17 protein-coding genes are annotated in these 17216 nt (G+C 73.1%); 9 read left to right on the forward strand and 8 right to left on the reverse strand.

Translation table 11 applies throughout. The features are described 5' to 3' along the window. The first annotated feature begins 26 nt into the window (after positions 1-26). The 3 genes from cydC (at position 27) to ACQ0O7_RS27295 (ending at position 4810) form a co-directional block, all read left to right on the forward strand. Positions 27-3704 (forward strand): thiol reductant ABC exporter subunit CydC, encoded by a 3678-nt coding sequence (gene cydC, locus ACQ0O7_RS27285; protein WP_430786289.1) that lies wholly within the window; start codon positions 27-29, stop codon positions 3702-3704. Positions 3705-3713: 9 nt separating this feature from the next. Then, the gene (locus tag ACQ0O7_RS27290; RefSeq protein ID WP_430785714.1) at positions 3714-4277 is read left to right on the forward strand and encodes a TetR/AcrR family transcriptional regulator; all 564 of its coding nucleotides are present in this window, start codon (positions 3714-3716) and stop codon (positions 4275-4277) included. A 77-nt stretch (positions 4278-4354) separates the two neighbouring features. After that, positions 4355-4810 (forward strand): hypothetical protein, encoded by a 456-nt coding sequence (locus ACQ0O7_RS27295; protein WP_430785716.1) that lies wholly within the window; start codon positions 4355-4357, stop codon positions 4808-4810. On the opposite strand, the gene ACQ0O7_RS27300 is transcribed toward ACQ0O7_RS27295, so the two are convergent. Beyond that, entirely contained in the window at positions 4788-5153 is a 366-nt protein-coding gene (locus ACQ0O7_RS27300) for a hypothetical protein (RefSeq protein ID WP_430785718.1), read from the reverse strand. The genes ACQ0O7_RS27295 and ACQ0O7_RS27300 overlap by 23 nt on opposite strands. A 62-nt stretch (positions 5154-5215) precedes the next feature. On the opposite strand from ACQ0O7_RS27300, the gene ACQ0O7_RS27305 reads away from it, so the two are divergent. The 5 genes from ACQ0O7_RS27305 (at position 5216) to ACQ0O7_RS27325 (ending at position 8717) form a co-directional block, all read left to right on the forward strand. Then, the gene (locus ACQ0O7_RS27305; protein WP_430785720.1) at positions 5216-5962 is read left to right on the forward strand and encodes a class I SAM-dependent methyltransferase; all 747 of its coding nucleotides are present in this window, start codon (positions 5216-5218) and stop codon (positions 5960-5962) included. Between the two features lie 170 nt (positions 5963-6132). Then, positions 6133-6582 (forward strand): MarR family winged helix-turn-helix transcriptional regulator, encoded by a 450-nt coding sequence (locus ACQ0O7_RS27310; RefSeq protein ID WP_430785722.1) that lies wholly within the window; start codon positions 6133-6135, stop codon positions 6580-6582. Beyond that, positions 6579-7202, forward strand: a complete 624-nt coding sequence (locus tag ACQ0O7_RS27315) for a maleylpyruvate isomerase family mycothiol-dependent enzyme (protein WP_430785724.1) — start codon at positions 6579-6581, stop codon at positions 7200-7202. Before ACQ0O7_RS27310 ends, ACQ0O7_RS27315 begins: the two co-directional genes overlap by 4 nt. A gap of 31 nt (positions 7203-7233) precedes the next feature. Then, positions 7234-8016, forward strand: coding sequence for a leucine-rich repeat domain-containing protein (locus ACQ0O7_RS27320; protein ID WP_430785726.1), 783 nt, complete (start codon positions 7234-7236; stop codon positions 8014-8016). After that, positions 8007-8717 carry a hypothetical protein gene (locus tag ACQ0O7_RS27325; protein ID WP_430785728.1) on the forward strand — a complete coding sequence of 237 codons (711 nt, stop codon included), beginning with the start codon at positions 8007-8009 and terminating at the stop codon, positions 8715-8717. Before ACQ0O7_RS27320 ends, ACQ0O7_RS27325 begins: the two co-directional genes overlap by 10 nt. Positions 8718-9234: 517 nt before the next feature. Here the strand turns inward: ACQ0O7_RS27325 and ACQ0O7_RS27330 are convergent. Genes ACQ0O7_RS27330 through ACQ0O7_RS27360 form a run of 7 tightly spaced genes read right to left on the reverse strand, consistent with a single transcriptional unit; the run spans position 9235 to position 15843 of the window. Then, positions 9235-10395 carry a GDSL-type esterase/lipase family protein gene (locus ACQ0O7_RS27330; RefSeq protein ID WP_430785730.1) on the reverse strand — a complete coding sequence of 387 codons (1161 nt, stop codon included), beginning with the start codon at positions 10393-10395 and terminating at the stop codon, positions 9235-9237. A 3-nt stretch (positions 10396-10398) separates the two neighbouring features. Continuing rightward, positions 10399-10980 (reverse strand): TetR/AcrR family transcriptional regulator, encoded by a 582-nt coding sequence (locus ACQ0O7_RS27335; RefSeq protein WP_430785732.1) that lies wholly within the window; start codon positions 10978-10980, stop codon positions 10399-10401. A 44-nt stretch (positions 10981-11024) separates the two neighbouring features. Next, entirely contained in the window at positions 11025-11972 is a 948-nt protein-coding gene (locus ACQ0O7_RS27340; RefSeq protein WP_430785734.1) for a DNA topoisomerase IB, read from the reverse strand. Then, positions 11953-12879 carry a glycosyltransferase family 9 protein gene (locus ACQ0O7_RS27345; RefSeq protein WP_430785736.1) on the reverse strand — a complete coding sequence of 309 codons (927 nt, stop codon included), beginning with the start codon at positions 12877-12879 and terminating at the stop codon, positions 11953-11955. The genes ACQ0O7_RS27340 and ACQ0O7_RS27345 overlap by 20 nt, the downstream gene beginning before the upstream one ends. Beyond that, positions 12876-13556: an SDR family NAD(P)-dependent oxidoreductase gene (locus ACQ0O7_RS27350; protein WP_430785738.1), complete on the reverse strand. Its 681-nt coding sequence runs from the start codon at positions 13554-13556 to the stop codon at positions 12876-12878. Before ACQ0O7_RS27350 ends, ACQ0O7_RS27345 begins: the two co-directional genes overlap by 4 nt. 5 nt (positions 13557-13561) lie before the next feature. Further along, complete coding sequence (locus ACQ0O7_RS27355) at positions 13562-15193, reverse strand: PfkB family carbohydrate kinase (protein WP_430785740.1); 1632 nt, start codon at positions 15191-15193, stop codon at positions 13562-13564. Then, a complete protein-coding gene (locus tag ACQ0O7_RS27360; RefSeq protein WP_430786291.1) occupies positions 15190-15843 on the reverse strand; it encodes a D-sedoheptulose-7-phosphate isomerase in 654 nt (217 codons plus the stop codon). The genes ACQ0O7_RS27355 and ACQ0O7_RS27360 overlap by 4 nt, the downstream gene beginning before the upstream one ends. Positions 15844-16001: 158 nt before the next feature. Between ACQ0O7_RS27360 and ACQ0O7_RS27365 the strand changes: the two genes are divergently transcribed. Beyond that, complete coding sequence (locus ACQ0O7_RS27365) at positions 16002-17213, forward strand: RNA-guided endonuclease InsQ/TnpB family protein (RefSeq protein ID WP_430785742.1); 1212 nt, start codon at positions 16002-16004, stop codon at positions 17211-17213. Positions 17214-17216: the final 3 nt, after the last annotated feature.

Raw genomic sequence — 17216 nt, forward strand, 5'->3', positions numbered from 1 at the left:
GGCACGCGCGGGCCAGCCGGGGCGGCATCACGTTGCTGGCGCTGATCGGCGCCGGGCAGGCGACCGCCACCGTGCTGATCGCGGTCGCCCTCACCCGGATCGTCACCGGCACCGCCCGGGGCTGGGCGGCCGTGCTGCTGGCCGGGGCGTTCGCCACCCGCGGGCTACTGGCCTGGGCCGAACAGGTGGTGGCCCAGCGGACCGCGGCCCGGGTCACCGACGAGTTGCGGCAGTCGCTGCTGGACCGGATCGTCGGGCGGGGGCCGGCGTGGGTGGCGGCATACGGGCCCGGCCGCCTGAGCACCGTCCTCGGCACCGGACTGGACGTGCTGCGCCCCTGGTTCTCCGGCTATCTCCCGGCCCTGGTCCTGGGCGTCCTGCTGCCCCCACTGGTCGTCGTGATCATGGCGTTCGTGGATCCGGCGTCCGCGGTGATCGCACTGGTCACCCTGCCGCTGATCCCGGTGCTCGGCGCACTCATCGGCTGGGCCACCAAAACCCGTGCCGACCAGCGGTGGGCCGCCGACGCCCGATTGGCCGGCCACTTCCTGGACGTGGTCCGGGGCCTGGCGACCCTGCGGATGTACGGCCGGGCCGAACGCCAGACCGCCGTCATCGCCGATCTGACCGACCGGCACCGGCGCGCGACTCTGCGGGTGCTGCGGATCGCGTTCCTGTCGTCCACCGCACTCGACCTGGTCGGCACGCTGTCGGTGGGGCTGATCGCGGTACAGGCCGGGCTGCGGGTGGCGGCCGGTGACATGCCCCTGGGACCGGCGCTGCTGGTGATCCTGCTGGCGCCGGAGGCCTACCGGCCGCTCCGCGAGATGGCCGCCCGCTACCACGCCTCCACCGATGCGGGCGCGGTCATCGCTGACGTCGACGAGATCCTGACCGGCCCGGACGACCCGATCACGGCGTCGTCTTCCGCTGCGCCGCCCCCGGATCCGCTGCCTTCCGGACCGCCGTCTTCCGGACCGCTGCCTTCCGAGCCGCCATCTTCCGGACCGCAGCCTTCCGGGCCGCCATCTTTCGAGCCGCACCCTTTCCGAGCGCTGACTTTCGCTCCGCCGGCGAGAAACCCGGTCTTCAGCGCGCCCGGCGGCCGGTGGGGCGTCCGGGCCACCTGCTTGCGGGCGCGCTATCCCGGCGCGGCCGGCGACGCGGTCCGGCTGGACGAGCTGACCGTCCACGCCGGGGAGACGGTAGCGCTCCGCGGGGTGTCCGGCGCAGGGAAGACCACCACCTTGCGGGTCCTCGCCGGACTGCACCCGGCGATGTCCGGTGCGATAGCCGTCGGCCAGGTGTTCTACCTGCCACAACGGCCGGCGTTGCCACACGCCCGGACCGTCGCCGAGGCCTTCCCCCCGTCGGCCACCGCCGGCCAGATCACCGCCGCCCTGCACCTCACCGGGCTGACCGGCGAGATCGGCCCGGACACCCCTCTCGGCGAACAGGCGGCCGGCGTCTCCGCCGGCCAACGCCAGCGCCTGGCCCTCGCCGTGCTGCTGCACCGAGCCGGCCGGGCCCTGGCCGCCACCACCCCGACAGCCTCCGCCGCCGGGCCGGTGGTGACCCTGTTGCTGGATGAGCCGACCGCCCACCTCGACCCCGCCGCGGAAAGGCTGGTCATCGGGCGGCTGCGGGAGTTCGCCGGGCTGGGCGGCGCGGTCCTGGTGGTGGCACACCGCCCGGCCCTGCTGGCCGCCGCGGACCGGAGCGTCGAGTTGCGCCCGCCGTCCACCGGAACCCCGGTCGGCGGCGGAGTGACGGTCACGCTCCGGGACGGCGGCGAACTCCCGTCGTGGTCCGGCGTCAAGGTGCTCCGCACGCCCGAGCCAGGCAGGAACGTATCCGGTACAACCGACAAGCCCGGCACGCCCGAGGCCGACACTTCCAACCCTGACACCGGCCCATCCGGCATGACCGATGAGCCTGGCACGCCCAAGCTCGGCACTGATTCGTCCGGCATGACCGATGAGCCGGTGACGCCGGAAACCGGCATCTCGCCGACCGCTCCCCGGCCGGGGCTCGACGGATCCGACCCCGCCGCGCCGGCCGGGCGGTGGGCGTGGTTCCGGCGGCCGGGCGTCGCGGTCGCGCTGGGGGCCGGCTCGTCGCTGGCCGGGATCCTGCTGACCGGGGCCGCCGCCTGGCTGCTGGTCCGGGCCTCGTCGCTGCCGCCGGTGCTGAGCCTGTCGACCGCCGTGGTCCTGGTCCGGGGCAGCGCCGTCGCCCGGCCGCTGCTGCGCTACCTGGAACGCCTGGTCGCGCACGACGTCGCGTTCGCACGGCTCGGTGGGCGGCGGGCGCGGGTGTACGCCGACCTGATCCCGCACGTCCCGGGTCCCCGGCTGCACCGGCGCGGCGATCTGCTGACCCGCCTGGTCGACGACGTGGACGCCTCGGTGGACGGGCTGCTGCGGGGCCGGCTCCCGGTCGCGGCAGCCGCGGTGACCGCGGTGATCGCCCTGGTCACGGTGGCGTTGATGGCGCCGGTGGCGGCGGTTCCGCTGGCCGCCGGGCTGCTGCTCGCCGGGGTGCTGGCGCCCGCGGTGGCCGGATGGCAGGCGGACCGGGCGGAGGCGGCGACGGGTGCGGCCCGGTCGGCGTTGCGGGACGCGGTGGTGGAGACCGTCGACGCCGTCGAGGAGCTGGGTGCGGGTGGGGGCCGTCCCGGCGTACCGGCGCAGAGAAGCCGGGCCCTCGCCCGCCTGGAGTCGCGGGCGGCGCGGGAGGCCGGGCTGGCGTCGGCGATCGCGCATGCCGGGTGGGGCGCGGCGGTGACCGGTGTGGCTCTCGCCCTCGCCCCGGGTGGGCTGTCCGCCGAGTGGAGCGCGGTGCTGCTGCTGGGCGCGGTGGTGCTGGGCGAGACCGTCGTCGGCCTGCCGGAGGCGGCGATCGCCCGGCGCCGGGCGGCCGGCGCCGAACGCCGGGTGGCAGCCATGACCGAAAACGACACGGCCACCAGGAACGACACGCCAACCGGGAAGGGCACGCCGACCGATAGCGGCACGGCAACCGGGAACGACACGGCAGAAGAGACGAGCGCGACCGCGACGGCCGCGCGGAGGGGAACGGGTGAGCTGATGGACGCGGTTCAGATCGACGGACTGGTCGCCGGCTGGGATCCGGGGCGTACCCCGGTACTGGACGGGGTCGAACTCCACCTGGAGGCCGGCTCGCGGACGGCGATCACCGGGGCGTCCGGGTCGGGCAAGTCGACGCTCGCGGCGGTGCTCGCCGGGCTGCTCACCCCGCGTAAGGGCATGGTGCGCACCCGGGGCCGGGCGGTGCTGGTCGGTGAGGAGACCGGGCACGTGTTCGCCTCGACGGTGCGGGAGAACCTGCGCCTGGCCGCGCCGGACGCCACCGATCAGCAGCTCACCGAGGTGCTGGACCGGGTGGGGCTGGGCGGGCTGGACCTGGACACCCGGCTGGGCACCGGCGGCGGCACGATCTCCGGCGGGCAGCAGCGGCGGCTGGCGACGGCGCGGGCGCTGCTGGCCGATCCGGATCTGCTGATCCTGGACGAGCCGACCGAGGGCATCGACGAGGCGGGTGGCCGGGCGCTGATGGCGGACCTGCTGGGGGCGGCGTCCGGCCGGACCGTGCTGGTGATCGCCCATCGGGCGGAGGGTCTGGACCTGGTCGACCGGATCATGCACCTGGAAGCGGGCAAACTCCGAAATGTCCGAATGTAAGGTGATCTCATGGCGCGGACGCCGGCCCCGGGGACACGGGACACCATCCTGACCGCGGCCGCCGGGCTCTTCTACGAGTACGGCGTCCGCGCGGTCGGCATGGCCCAGGTCGTCGAGGTCGCCGGATGTGGCAAGAACCTGCTCTACAAGCACTTCCCGAGCAAGGCGGAACTGGCGGCGGCCTACCTCAGCCTAACCCGCCGCGAGCGCGAACGGTCCGTCAAGGAGGCGCTGCGCTGGACCACCGATCCGGTGGAGCGCCTGCTCACCCTGGTCACCGAGATCGCCGACTCGGTGACCAGGCCCGGTTACCGGGGTTGCGCGTTCCGCAACTACCTGACCGAATTCCCCGGCGAGGACGACGAGCCGGCCCGGGTCGCACGGGCGTTCCTGACCGACTCGCGCGCGCTCCTGGACCGCCTGGTCACCGACATCGGCGGCGACCAGCTTCTGGCCGACCGGATCTGGCTGATCATCAACGGTCTGCACACCGGTCCGACACAGGCGCAGGTCGCGGTCGATTGGATCACCGACCTAACCCACGATTTGGTACGCCCGGACAAAGCTCGGTGACGTCCGCGCGACCGATGCGGCACACGAAGTGACAGCCGCACCGCGGCACACGAAGTGAGCCCTTCTACAGTCGGCGGGTGACCGTTCCGTATTCCTGCGACGACTGCGGGGACGCCCGCGCGACGATCGGCGAGCAGATCGTGCACGGCCGGCTGCACTGGAGCGTGTCGCACTCGTGCGCCGGGACGATCGTCGAGGAGTGCGGCCGCGACGAACTGCCCCCGGGATGGCGGGCGGCTCTGCTGGCCCGGGCCGGCACATACCGCCTGACCATCGACCGCGCCGCCGCCCGGGCCGCCGCGATGCGGGTGCTGCGCCGCCGGGGTGTCCCCCTGACCGACCTGGCCGGCACACTCACGGCAGGACTGTCCGGCACCGAGACGGAGATGCACCTGGCGGCCCTGGATTTCGCGGCCGGAGGCGTGCCCACCACGGTCAGCGGCCCGTTCGCGGCCGGAGGCGTGCCCACCACGGTCAGCGGCCCGTTCGCGGCCGAGGGCGCCAGCACGGTCAGCGGCCCGCGAACCACCTGAGTGAGCCCGCCGGCCCCTCGGTCACCGCGCCGTCGCGGACGTGCCAGGTGACGGCGGTGCCGTACTCGTCGGTGAGCAGGAACATCCCGTCCGGGCGATCGCCGTCGTCGTCGATCGGGGTCAGGGCGGCCAGTTCGCGGACCTGTGCGCGGAACCAGTCCACCGCACCGTCCCGGATGTCGCCACCGAAGAAGAGGTAGAGCGTCCAGTTGAACGGCTTGACCGGAAACGCCCAGCCACCGGAGTACAGCTCATGGTGGTGCCGGGCGATCACCGCCTCGGCCGCGCCGCGCTGCGCGTGGTCGATCTCCAGCCAGCCGCGGATCGACGTGTACATCCCCATGACGGTCGACTGTAGGCCGTTAATCGGGTGCGGCCCGCCGCCGGCGATCGGCAGACTGCGGTATGCGCTCCTTCGACGATCTGGTGACCGAGGCGGCGGCCGCGGACATGACCGGCTGGGGTTTCGGCTGGCTGGACGGGCGGGCATGCGAGGAACGGCCGCCGTGGGGTTACGCACGGCTGCTGGCCGCCCGGCTCGCCATGGTGGACTCGGCCCTGGACGTCGACACCGGCGGCGGGGAGATCATCGCGGAGATGCCGGTGCTCCCGCCCCGGATGGTGGTGACCGAGGGCTGGCCGCCGAACGCCGCCCGGGCCCGGCTGATCCCCGGGGTGCGGGTGGTGGAGACCCCGCCGGGTGCGCCCCTGCCGTTCGCGGACGGCGAGTTCGCCCTGGTCAGCAGCCGGCATCCGGTGCGGCCGGACTTCCCGGAGATCAGCCGGGTGCTGCGGCCGGGCGGGACCTATCTGGCGCAGCATGTCGGCCCGGGTTCGGCGTTCGAGCTGATCGAGTGGTTCCTCGGGCCCCTCCCGGCGACCGCGCGGGATCCCGGGGTGGAGGCCGCCGAGGCGTCGGCGGCCGGGCTGGACGTGGTGGAGTTGCGGACGGCCCGCTGCCGGATGGAGTTCACCGACATCGGGGCGGTGGTGTGGATCCTGCGCAAATGCGTGTGGTGGGTCCCGGACTTCACGGTCGAGCGTCATCTGGCCGACCTGGAGCGGCTGGACGCGTACATCCGCAAGCATGGATCTTTTGTCGCCCACTCGACGCGCACTCTGATCCGGGCGGAGCGATTGAAGTCGATGTGATCGGGGAATCGCCAGACCATGCGCTGGCTACTGCTCCTGCTGATCATCGCTCTCGTCGTCGGCGGCTTCTGGATGAGCCGTAAGGCGTTCCGGACCGGCCGCCAGATGCGCCGGGAGTTCGACGACCGCCGCTGAGACACGCCGACCTTCGATATGACATCATTGTTGTCATGTCAGAGCGAGGCACGATGGTGTACGACCTCCTGCGCCAGGTCCGCCCCCTGGTGCTCAACTCGGCCCGGGTGGTCGAGGCGTCCCTGCGCGCCGACGGGCTGACCGTCGGCACCCGAGCGGTGCTGGAGATCCTGGCCGAGCGCGGCCCGATGACCGTGCCGGACATCGGCGACCACCTCGACCTGGCCCGGCAGGGCATCCAGCGGCACGTCGACGACCTGACCGCGCTGGGCCTGACCGAGACCCGCGACAACCCGGCGCACCGCCGTTCGGTGCTGATCGCCGCCACCCCGGCCGGGACGGAGTTGTTCGCCCGGATCCGCGCGGACGAACTGGCCCGGCTCGGCACGATGGCCGCCGAGCACGGCCCGGCCGATCTGGTCATCGCGCTGCGGGTCCTGGAGAGCCTCAACCGGGACGTACGGCGGCAGCGGGATCTGTCATGATCCACACGCTGACCAGCCGGAACCGTCTGATGATCGCGGACTTCCTGGACGGGCTCGACGACACGGCCTGGGCCACACCGACCCTGTCGGAGGGGTGGGACGTCCAGCACATGGCGGCTCACCTCGTACAGCCGATGCTGGTGAAGTTCGGTCGTTTCCTGCTCGTCTCGATCCGCTACCGTGGCGACACCGACCGGACCGTGGACCATTTCACCCGCCGCCTCGCCCGACGGCCCCGTCCGGAACTGATCGCCCTGCTGCGCGCGCACGCCGCCGACCGCCTGAACCCGCCGCGGGTCGGCCCGATGGGACCGTTCGCCGAGACGTGTGTGCACCTGCGCGACATCGCCCGGCCGCTCGGCCTGCCCGCCGACGTGCCGGCCGAGCACTGGCGGATCCTGCTCGGCTATCTGACCGCCCCCGGCGCGGCGCCCGGGCTCACCCCGCCCGGCCGTCTCGGCGGGCTGCGCCTGACCGCCACCGACATCGACTGGACGGCCGGCGACGGACCGGAGATCAGCGGCCCGGCCGAAGCCCTCGGGATGGCCGCCACCGGCCGCGCCGCCGCACTGCCCGACCTGTCCGGGCCGGGGGTGCCGCTGCTCGCCGCCCGGCTCTGACCCGGTGCGCGGCGTCGATATGTTCGGGGCCGTGAGCACCGAGGAACCCCGGATCTTCACCGACCAGTTCGCCGGCGCCGCCGGGCCCGGCCCGCGGCAGACGGCGCAGCAGGGCTGCCGCTGCACCGGATTCTCGAAACGTTCCCGGCCGGTCGGGACGTCGTTCCACGGTGAACGGCAGGACACCACCGCGCCCGGCTGGTTGCGGCTGCTGGAGCTGATCGACGAGGCCGCCGCCGACGGGCGCGAGGAGTTCGCCCCACTCGCCGTGATGCCCGCCGAACTGCGCCGCGACGTGATCACCCTGCCCGCGGCGATCGGGCGGCTCACCCGGGTGCGCACCCTGGTGCTGTACGGCAGCAACCTGGTCCGGATCCCACCCGAGATCGGGCTGATGAGCGCCCTGGAGTCGTTCAGCCCGTACACGTCGCGCCGTCTGCACTGGTTCCCCTACGAGATCACCCGGTGCGCCCGGCTGCGGGACTCGACGGTCAGCACCCGGTGGCTGTTCGGCAACTTCAAGCACCGGCCGCCGTTCCCCGCGCTGCGAGCGGTCACCCCGGGTGATCCGGCGGCGCTGGACCCGTACGTGCACGGCATCTCCGGGGTCCGGTCCTGCTCCGTCTGCGATCAGCCGTTCCGCGGCGAGTTCCACCAGGTCTGGCACTCGCTGTGGGTCGCCACCGACGTCCTGCCGCTGCTGGTGACCGCCTGCTCCCGGGAGTGCCTCGACGCGCTGCCGGCGGCCCCGGAGAACCACGTCCGCGCCTCGCACCTCGGCGGGGCCCAGCTGGTCCAGCCGTCATGCGACTGACCGAGTTGACCGAGGCCGGGTTCCGGACCGTGGTCGCCGAGTTCCAGCGGCCGGCCGGCGGGATGCGCTGGGTGGTGATGCCCACCATCCACATGGGCCATCCCGACTACTACTGGGCGATCTGGCAGCGGATGCGCTCATCCCAGGCGGTCATCGCCGAGCAGGCCGACATGCCGAGCCCGACCGGGATGGCGTACGCCAACGCGATGCGCCTGGCCCGGCAGCGGGCCGGCCGGGACATCGTCGCCCAGGACATCGACTACGGCGCGCTGGGCGTTCCGGTGATCTTTCCGGACGCGCACACCGCCGGCCCGGCCCGCCCGGATCGCGAGCTGCTTCCCGAGGAACGGATCATGGTGGCGGCGCTGACCCCGTTCCTGGCCCTGGAGATGGCGATGACCCGCGGTGACGACTGGCTGGGCGGCACCGGGCTGACCATCGACGACGACTCGGTCTTCGCCCGGGACGAACGCGACGACCTGCTGCTCGGGGTGATCCGGGAGATCCACGGCGAGTTCGCCGACGAGGACATGGAGGTGTCGATCGTGTTCGGCGCCGCCCACATGCCCCTGGTCGTCCGCGAGCTGACCGGCGGCCTCGGCTACCGGGCGCTGCCGGGCGCCCACTGGCTGACCGCCGTCGACTACGACATCCCGGCCCACCTGCGCCGACCACCCCTGGACGGCTGGATGGACTGGTGAGACCGGTCCCGCCAACTGGGCCCTTCTCCTCGGTCGTCGGCCGGCCCGCGGTCAATCCCTCGCGCGAATGTCCGCCTTCCAGCTCCGCCCTGGCCGATCTTGGCGGATTTACCACCGTTTCGAGCCTTCTTCTTCGTTGGCAACCGGTCCGCGGTCAATTCCCCGCGCGGGTGTCCGCTTCCCTGCCCCACCCTGGGCCGATCTTGGCGGATTTACCACCGGAAACGGTGGTAAATCCACCAAGATCGCAGCTGAGCGGATCGCCCGCGCGAGGGATTGACCGCAAGTGATCAGGCGGCCGAGAACAAGACTCTTTCCGGTGGTAAATCCGCCAAGATCGGCTCGGAGTGGGGCAGGGAAGCGGACATTCGCTCGGGGAGCTGACCGCGAGCGGGACGACGGCCGAGAACGAGGCTCTTTCCGGTGGCAGATCTCGGCTGGGCGGGCCGCCTGCGCGAGTGATCAGGCAGTCGAGAAGAAGACCCACTGCGACCGTCTGTGGACGACGCGTCCGGACCTACCGAGGCGTGCTGATCATTTCGCTGCCGGACAGCCACGCGGCGAAGCGCTCGCCGATCAGCCGGTGGGTGGCGGTGTCCGGGTGGAGGCGGTCCGGCAACGGGTGGGCGTCGGCGTCCTTTTCGCCGTACAGTTCCAGGCCGTCCAGGTAGTGCAGGTTCGGGTCGGTCGCCGCGCGCTGGGCGACGACCCGGGACAGCTCGTCGCGGATCACCGTCAGGGTCAGTTTGCCGGCGGCCGTTTCGGCGGGGTCGCCGGTGGCCCGGAACAGCACCTCGCCCCGGCCGAACGCCGCCGTGTCGAATGCCCCGGGGCCGGGGGTGTCCTCGTGGATCGGGCAGTGGATCGGGGAGACGACGAGCAGCGGCGTGTCCGGATGCCCGTCCCGGATGGTGTCCAGGAAGCCGTGCACGGCGGGCCCGAAGGCGCGCAGCCGCATCAGGTCGGCGTTGACGATGTTGATGCCGATCTTGACGCTGATCAGGTCGGCGGCGGTGTCGCGCATGGTGCGGGCGGTGAACGAGTCCAGCAGGGCACTGCCGCCGAGACCGAGGTTGATCAGGTCGAGCCCGGCGGTGGTGGCCGCGACGGCGGGCCAGATCCCGGTGGGGTTCGTCGCGTTCGATCCGTGGCTGATCGAGCTGCCGTGGTGCAGCCACACCGGCAGGCCGGACGGCGGGGCGGGTTCGACCGGCGCGTCGGTGCGCAGCGCTACCAGCTCGGTGACCTCGTTGTGCGGCAGCCAGATCTGCACGGTCTTGTCGGTGCCGGCCAGGCCGGTGAAGACGACGGTGCCCGGCTCACCGGGGCGCACGTCGGCGGTCCCGGCGGCCATGTCGACGGTGATCACGGTGGCGCCGGGTGCGGTGGCCTGAGCGGTGGGGACACCGTCCACCAGCAGTTCGTAGACGCCGTGCGGGCGCTCCGGCAGGCCGGTGAAGGCGCGGCGGGTGGGCAGGGTGTCGAGTTCGACGACGGTGGCACGGGTCCGGAAGGTCAGCCGCACGCCGGACGGCTGGGCTTCCACCATGGCCAGTTGCGGGTCGGCGGTGCGGGCCCGGGCCCAGGCGGGCAGGCGGTGCGGGAGCAGGCCGTGCCCGGTGTGTTCGAGGTCGGCGAAGCCGGTCAGCAGGTCAGCGGTGATCGGGGTGGTGATCATGGATCATCTCTCATCGGAGGGGGTGGGCCAGGCGCGGAGCGCGACGTCCAGCGCGTCCAGCGCCCGCAGCCAGGAGGTGGTGGAGTCGGGTGAGCTGTGGGCGAAGCCGCCCGCCGACTCCAGGTCGATGTAGCCGTGGATGACGCTGCCGATCAGCCGGACGGCGTGGTTCTGCTCGGCCTCGGGCAGCTGGTATCCGCGCAGGATGGCCCGGGTCAGCGCGGCGTGCCGGGGCCCGGCGCTGGCGAGGGCGGTCTCGTGGTCGAGCCGCATGCGGGTGGCGGCGTACCGGCCGGGGTGGGCCGCGGCGTAGTCCCGGTAGGTCCCGCCCAGCGCGGTCAGCGCCGCCTTGCCGGATCGCCCGGCGACCGCGAGGGCGGCCAGGTCGGCGAGTTCGGCCAGGGCCAGCAGCGCGACCCGGGTCCGCAGATCGTGGGTGCCGCCGACGTGGGTGTAGAGGCTCGGCACCTTGACGCCCAGGTGCCGGGCCAGCTGGGAGGCGGTCAGTTCGGCGAAGCCGATGTCGTCGGCCAGCTCGGCGCCGGCCCGCACCACCCGGTCGGGTGTCAGTCCCGCTCGCGCCATCACGGCCCCCTTTCCTTAACCCCATCATGATCTACCTAAAGGGTTTAGGCAAGCAGGTCGCGGACCTCGTCCTCCCCCTCGGCCACCTCGCCCTGCTCGAAGGCCTCGACCACACGCGGGTCGACGTACGACGCACGGGCCACCGCCGGTGTGTTGCCGAGCAGGTCGGCGACCTCGCGCATCGCCCCCGCCACCGCCTTCCTCCGGGCCGTGGCGGTGGGCTGCGGACCGATCTCGGCCAGGGCGGTGGCCGCGCGCACGGTGCCGTGCCAGGTGCGGAAGTCCTTGGCGGTCATCTCCTCGCCGCTGATCTCACGCAGATACTCGTTGATCGTGGTGGCGTGCACGTGCCGCCAGCGCCGGGCCGACGCGTCCCAGTGCGCGAACAGCCGATCCTCGCCCCTCCGGCGGCGCTTCAGATCACGCAGCACGGTGCAGATCTCCAGATGCCCGACGGGGGCGTTCTGCTCGACACCCGACTTGCCGACGAACTGCAGGATCACACAACCGCCCCTGGTACGTACGTGATCGGGCCGCAGTGTCGACAGGCCGTAGGACGGGTCCTCCTCCCGGGCCGCCGACTCCGCGCCGCCGACCCGGAACATGCCCATGTCCAGCAGCCCGACGACGGCCGCCAGGACCCGGGTCCGGGTCAGTCCCCGGCCGGTCAGGTCGGCGGTCAGACGGTCGCGGACCTCGGGCAGCCGCTCGGCCAGCTCCAGGACCCGGTCGAACTTGGCCCGGTCCTGCTGCTCCCGCCACACCGGGTGGTAGAGGTACTGCCGGCGGCCCGCCGCGTCGACACCCACCGCCTGGATGTGACCGCGCGGGTCGGGAGCGATCCACACCTTCTTCCACGCCGGCGGGATGACCAGGCTCTTGACCCGGTCGAGGGTCTCCGGGTCACGGACCGGGTCGCCGGCCGCGTCCAGGACACGCCGGCCGCTGCGGGTCAGGCCGGGCTTGGCCGGGTCACTGCGACGCAGCCGCATCCTGGGCCTTCTCCGCGGCGGCGAGGACCTCGTCCTCGGTGACGGCGAGCAGCGCGGGATGCACCGGGCCGGGCAGATCCCCGCGCTCACTGCGCGTGCCGTGCCAGATCACCTGGTGGTACGCGCGGTCGGCGGGTGGCCCCCAGAGCACCGGGGAGACCGGGCCGAACAGCACCACCGACGGGGTCCGGTACGCGGTGGCCAGGTGCGCGATCCCGGTGTCCCCGCAGATCACCAGCCGGGCCGCGGCGACCAGGGCGGCGAGCTCCCCGAGTCCGGTTCGGATCACCGCGCCGGGGAGTCCGGCGAGCTCGCTCACCCGTACACACAATTGCTGCTCGGCCGGGGAACCGGTGACCAGGACGTGATGGCCGGCCTCGTGCAACCGCCGGGCGACGGACGCGAAGCGTTCCGGAGGCCAGCGCCGGGCCGGGGACTTGGCGCCCGGGTGGACGATCGTGACACCGTGCGGCACGTCCGCGCCGGGCACCGCAAGATCAAGATCAGATTCATCACACGGTACGCCGTAGTAGCGCACCAGCCGGCACCAGCGCCGCACCTCGTGCTCGCCGTCGTGCCAGCCCGGCCCGTCCTGGTGCCCGGCCGGGGCGCTGGCGAACGCCCACAGCGCGCCCGGCCGCAGCACCCGCAACCGCTGATGCGACTCCGGCCCGGAACCGTGCAGGTTAACCGCGATCCGGGGCATCGCCGGCGCCATGTCCAGCGGCTCCAGCTCGGCCGCCGCAACGATCCGGTCGATGCCACCGATCGCGACGATCAGCGGGGTCAGCCAGGCCGGGGCGGCCAGCGCCAGGGTCTCGCCGGGGAAGGCGGCCCGGAGCCCGCGCAGGGTGGGCACCGCGGTCGCCAGGTCACCCACCCCGAGGGCGCGCAGGGCCAGGATCATGGGTACGAGCTCTCCGTCTCGGCCGCCACGACCATCTCCCGGATCGCACAGCCGGGCGGCTGGCTCAACGCGAACACGACAGCCGCCGCCACGTGCGCCGGATCGTTGAGGATCGCGTCCGGCCCCGGCTTGTACTTCACGTCCCGCTCGTCGAAGAACCTGGTCCGCATCCCGCCCGGGATCAGCAGGGTGACGTTGACCTGCCCGGCCAGCTCGGCGGCCAGCGCCCGGGTGAACCCCACCACGCCGAACTTGGCGGCACAGTAGGCGGTCGCGTCGGACACCGCCTTCACCCCCAGCGTCGACGACACGGTCACCACAGCACCGTGCGACCGTTTCAGCGCCGGGATCGCCGCCCGGATCACCGCGGCCGTGGCCAACAGGTCGATCGTGACGATCCGGTCCCACACCTCACCCGGCGTGTCCTCCAGGGTGCCCGGGACGTCCATGCCGGCCGCGGTCACCAGCCCGTCCACGCTCCCGCCGGCCCGGTCGATCAGCTCCCGGGTGGCCCGCTCGGCGGCCCGGGTGTCGGCCAGGTCGCACGCGATCCACTCCACCCCGTCCCTCGGTGGCTGACGGTCGATGACGTACGGCCGGCCGCCCGCGCCGAGCACCGCGTCCACGACCGCGGCGCCCAGGCCGCTCGACCCTCCGGTGACGATGACCGTGTTCAACTCGGTTACCTCCCACGTGCTTCGGCGATGGTCCTGGTGGTGGAACGCCCGTCCAGGTAGGGCACGATCACGGTCTGCCCGCCCCAGCGCTCGACGACAGCGGACTCGGGCAGGTCCGGGCCACCGTCGGCGTAGTCGCCGCCCTTGACCCAGATGTCCGGCCGCAGCCAGGTGAGCACCGGCTCGGGCGTCGGCTCGCCGAAGATCACCACGGCGTCCACACAGTCGAGCGCGGCCAGCAGCCGGGCCCGGTCGTCCTGCCCGGTGAGCGGCCGGTCCGCCCCTTTCAGCCGGCGCACCGAGTCGTCGCTGTTCAGCAACACGACCAGGCAGTCCCCCAGTGAGCGGGCGGCCCGCAGGGTGGCCAGATGCCCGGTGTGCAGCAGATCGAAGCACCCCCCGGTGGCCACGACGGTCCCACCCCGCGCCCGGACGGCGGCGGCGAGCCGGCCGGCGTCCCCGGACCCGGCATAGCCGTCACCGTCGCCCCCGCCCGCGTTTCCACCACCGGGACGCTCGCCGGTGAATCCGCCACCCGGCCGCACACCGCCGTAACCGCCGTCCAGCCGCCCGCCCGCGGATGCATCGCCCGGCCGCCCGCCCGCGGATCCGCCGTCCGGCCGCCCGCCCGCGGATCCGCCGTCCGGCCGCCCACCCGCCGGTCCGTCGCCCCGCCGCCCGCCCGCGGATCCGCCGTCCGGCCGCGGGCGAGCCTGCCCCAGCGGGGCAGTGCGATCCCGCTCTTCCCTTCTGCCCGATATCTCGTACATATCGTAGAGTCCGGCGACATAGGCGCTTGCCTCGTGGACCGCCGCCTCCACCGCCTCCGAGACCAGGGCTCCGCCGGCCAGCGCGACCGCAGCCGCCACGGCGAAGGCGTCACCGGCACCACAGGTGTCCCCGCCCGAGGCGGCCGGGACCGGCACCACCAGCGGCGACGGACCGCCCTGGCACAGCACCGCCCCGGAGGATCCGCGGGTGACCACCACCGCGCCGGCCTTCCACCGCTGCCGCAGCGTGTGCCCGGTCCGCTGGGCCGTCGAGAGCCCGGATCCGTGGCCGGCGTCCCCGGCCAGCCGGCGCGCCTCGGACTCGTTCGGGGTGACCAGCCGGACGCCCGGCACCGGCGACGGCCCGTTCGGGTGCGGGTCCCACACCACCGGCGCCTTCGCCTCGGTCAGGGCGGCACGCAGGGCCGGATGCCCGGCGACGCCCCGGCCGTAGTCGCTGACCAGAATCGCGGTGGCCTCCCGGAGCACCTCCAGCACGGCGGCCGGCGCGTCCCCGGGTGGCTGCGGCGGCCCGCCCCGGTCGAGCCGGAGCAGCACCTGGCCGCCCGCGCGCATCCGGATCTTCTCCGGGGTGCGGCCGGGGAGCGGAAGCGCGTACACGGTGATGCCCGCCGCCGTCAGCAGCTCGCTGAGCCGGGCCCCGGCGGCGTCCGCGGCCAGCGCGGTGACCAGCGTGACCGGCTGGCCGTGCCGGGCGGCGAGCAGCGCGGCGAGTCCGGCCCCGCCCGGCCGTTCGTGGACGTTCTCCTCGTCGAGGACCGGCGCGGGCGCGTCCGGGGCGATCCGGGTGACGCTGCCGTCGACGTCCCGGTCCAGCAGGGTGTCGCCGACGATGACGAGCCTCATGCGTGCACCATCTCCCCGATCTCGTCCCGGCCCGCGCCGAACGGGACCGCGGCGGCGCCCGCCTGCCGGGCCAGCGCGGTGGGCAGGTGCCGGTCGACGTATTCGCACATCAGGTGCACCGCGACCAGATGCAGTTCCTGGACCACCTGGCCGTCCACCGAGGGGCAGCACAGCGCCTCGTCGCAGAGGTCGGCGAGCGGGCCGGGACGATCACCGACCATCGCCCAGGTCCGCATCCCGATCCCGGTCGCGGCCCGCGCGGCGGCCACCAGATTGGGGCTGCGGCCACTGGTGGACAGAACGATCAGTACATCGTCCCGGCGGCCGTGCGCGCGCACCTGCCGGGCGAAGACCTCGTCGAAGCCGTAGTCGTTGCCGATCGCGGTGACCGCCGACGAGTCCGGGGTGAGGGCGATCGCGGACAGCGGCATCCGGTCCTCGCGCAGTCTGCCGACCAGCTCGGCGGCCAGGTGCTGGGCCTCGGCCGCGCTGCCGCCGTTGCCGGCCACCAGCAGCCGGCCGCCGGCGACCAGATGCCGGGCCAGGGCGGCGCCCCAGCGGTCCAGCAGCCCGGCCCGCGCCCGGAACGCCGGCAGCGCCCGGACCAGCCCGGTGAGGTGCTGATCCACGAGATCCAACGCGGTCATCAGATTCCTCCGTGGATACTCCCGGCCTTCAGGCCGGAGCGGAATTGGGCACCTGCGGAGCAGGTCAGGGGCAGCCTGTTCGCCGTGGCGGCGAATAGGCGTCTGTCCACAAGCCACCCCCGCGCGACATCCTGCCGAACAGGCGTACTAACGTGTCGGGCGTGTCCGAACACGCCGTGAAACGGGCCTTCCGGTTCCGTTTCTACCCGACTCCGGAGCAGGCCGACCTGCTGAACCGGACGTTCGGATGTGTGCGCAAGGTCTACAACCTGGCCTTGGAGGCCCGCACCACCGCCTGGCGCCTGCGGCAGGAACGGGTCGGCTACAACGCGACCAGCGCCATGCTGACCGCTTGGAAGAAGACCGGCGAGCTGGCCTTCCTCAACGAGGTGTCCTGCGTTCCGCTCCAGCAGTGCCTGCGGCATCTGCAAGGCGCGTTCGCCGCGTTCTGGGACAAGCGGGCCCGCTACCCGCGGTTCAAGTCCAAACGCCGGTCGCGGGCGTCGGCCGAGTTCACCGCCTCCGCTTTCCGCTGGAGAAACGGCGAGCTGACCCTCGCCAAGATGACCGCCCCCCTCGACATCGTCTGGTCGCGGCCGCTGCCCGACGGCCGGTCGCCATCCACTGTGACGGTGTCCCGAGATTCGGCGGGCCGCTGGTTCGTGTCCTTGCTGTGCGGGGACACGATCGAGCAGGCCCCGGCCACCACGGCGGCGGTCGGGATCGACGCCGGACTCGACCACCTGGTCACCTTGTCCACCGGGGAGAAGATCGCCAACCCGCGCCACGAACGCGCCGACCGGCTGCGCCTCGCCCTCGCGCAGCGGAACCTCGCCCGCAAGGAGAAGGGCTCGGCGAACCGGGACAAGGCCCGCCGCAAGGTCGCCCGGATCCATGCCCGCATCACCGACCGGCGCCGGGATCACCTGCACCAGCTGACCACTCGACTCGTGCGTGAGAACCAAACGCTCGTGATCGAGGACCTGACCGTCCGCAACATGCTCAAGAACCACCGGCTGGCCCGCGCCATATCCGACGCGGCCTGGACCACCGTCCGCGAACTGCTCACCTACAAATGCGCCTGGTACGGCCGGGACCTGATCGTGATCGACCGCTGGTACCCGTCCTCGAAACTCTGCTCCGCCTGTGGGCACCTCGTGGAGAAGATGCCGTTGCACGTGCGGTCGTGGATCTGCCCGTGCGGGGCCGTCCACGACCGCGACGTCAACGCGGCGCGCAACATTCTGGCCGCCGGGCTGGCGGTGTCTGCCTGGGGAGCTGGTGTCAGACCTCAACGGGGGAACCTCCGTTCGGGGCAGCGGGCTGTGAAGCAGGAAACCCGGCGGGCGACCGCCGGAATCCCCGTCCGTTAGAGC

This window comes from Actinoplanes sp. G11-F43 (assembly GCF_050589265.1).
Lineage (GTDB): Bacteria > Actinomycetota > Actinomycetes > Mycobacteriales > Micromonosporaceae > Actinoplanes.

Coding starts and splice junctions, on each gene's coding strand:
- ACQ0O7_RS27325 (WP_430785728.1), top strand. CDS start 8,007: ATGCGACTGACCGAGTTGACCGAGGCCGGGTTCCGGACCGTGGTCGCC.
- ACQ0O7_RS27355 (WP_430785740.1), bottom strand. CDS start 15,193: ATGAGGCTCGTCATCGTCGGCGACACCCTGCTGGACCGGGACGTCGAC.
- ACQ0O7_RS27300 (WP_430785718.1), bottom strand. CDS start 5,153: ATGGGGATGTACACGTCGATCCGCGGCTGGCTGGAGATCGACCACGCG.
- ACQ0O7_RS27315 (WP_430785724.1), top strand. CDS start 6,579: ATGATCCACACGCTGACCAGCCGGAACCGTCTGATGATCGCGGACTTC.
- ACQ0O7_RS27335 (WP_430785732.1), bottom strand. CDS start 10,980: ATGGCGCGAGCGGGACTGACACCCGACCGGGTGGTGCGGGCCGGCGCC.
- ACQ0O7_RS27310 (WP_430785722.1), top strand. CDS start 6,133: ATGTCAGAGCGAGGCACGATGGTGTACGACCTCCTGCGCCAGGTCCGC.
- ACQ0O7_RS27345 (WP_430785736.1), bottom strand. CDS start 12,879: ATGATCCTGGCCCTGCGCGCCCTCGGGGTGGGTGACCTGGCGACCGCG.
- ACQ0O7_RS27330 (WP_430785730.1), bottom strand. CDS start 10,395: ATGATCACCACCCCGATCACCGCTGACCTGCTGACCGGCTTCGCCGAC.
- ACQ0O7_RS27340 (WP_430785734.1), bottom strand. CDS start 11,972: ATGCGGCTGCGTCGCAGTGACCCGGCCAAGCCCGGCCTGACCCGCAGC.
- ACQ0O7_RS27290 (WP_430785714.1), top strand. CDS start 3,714: ATGGCGCGGACGCCGGCCCCGGGGACACGGGACACCATCCTGACCGCG.
- ACQ0O7_RS27305 (WP_430785720.1), top strand. CDS start 5,216: ATGCGCTCCTTCGACGATCTGGTGACCGAGGCGGCGGCCGCGGACATG.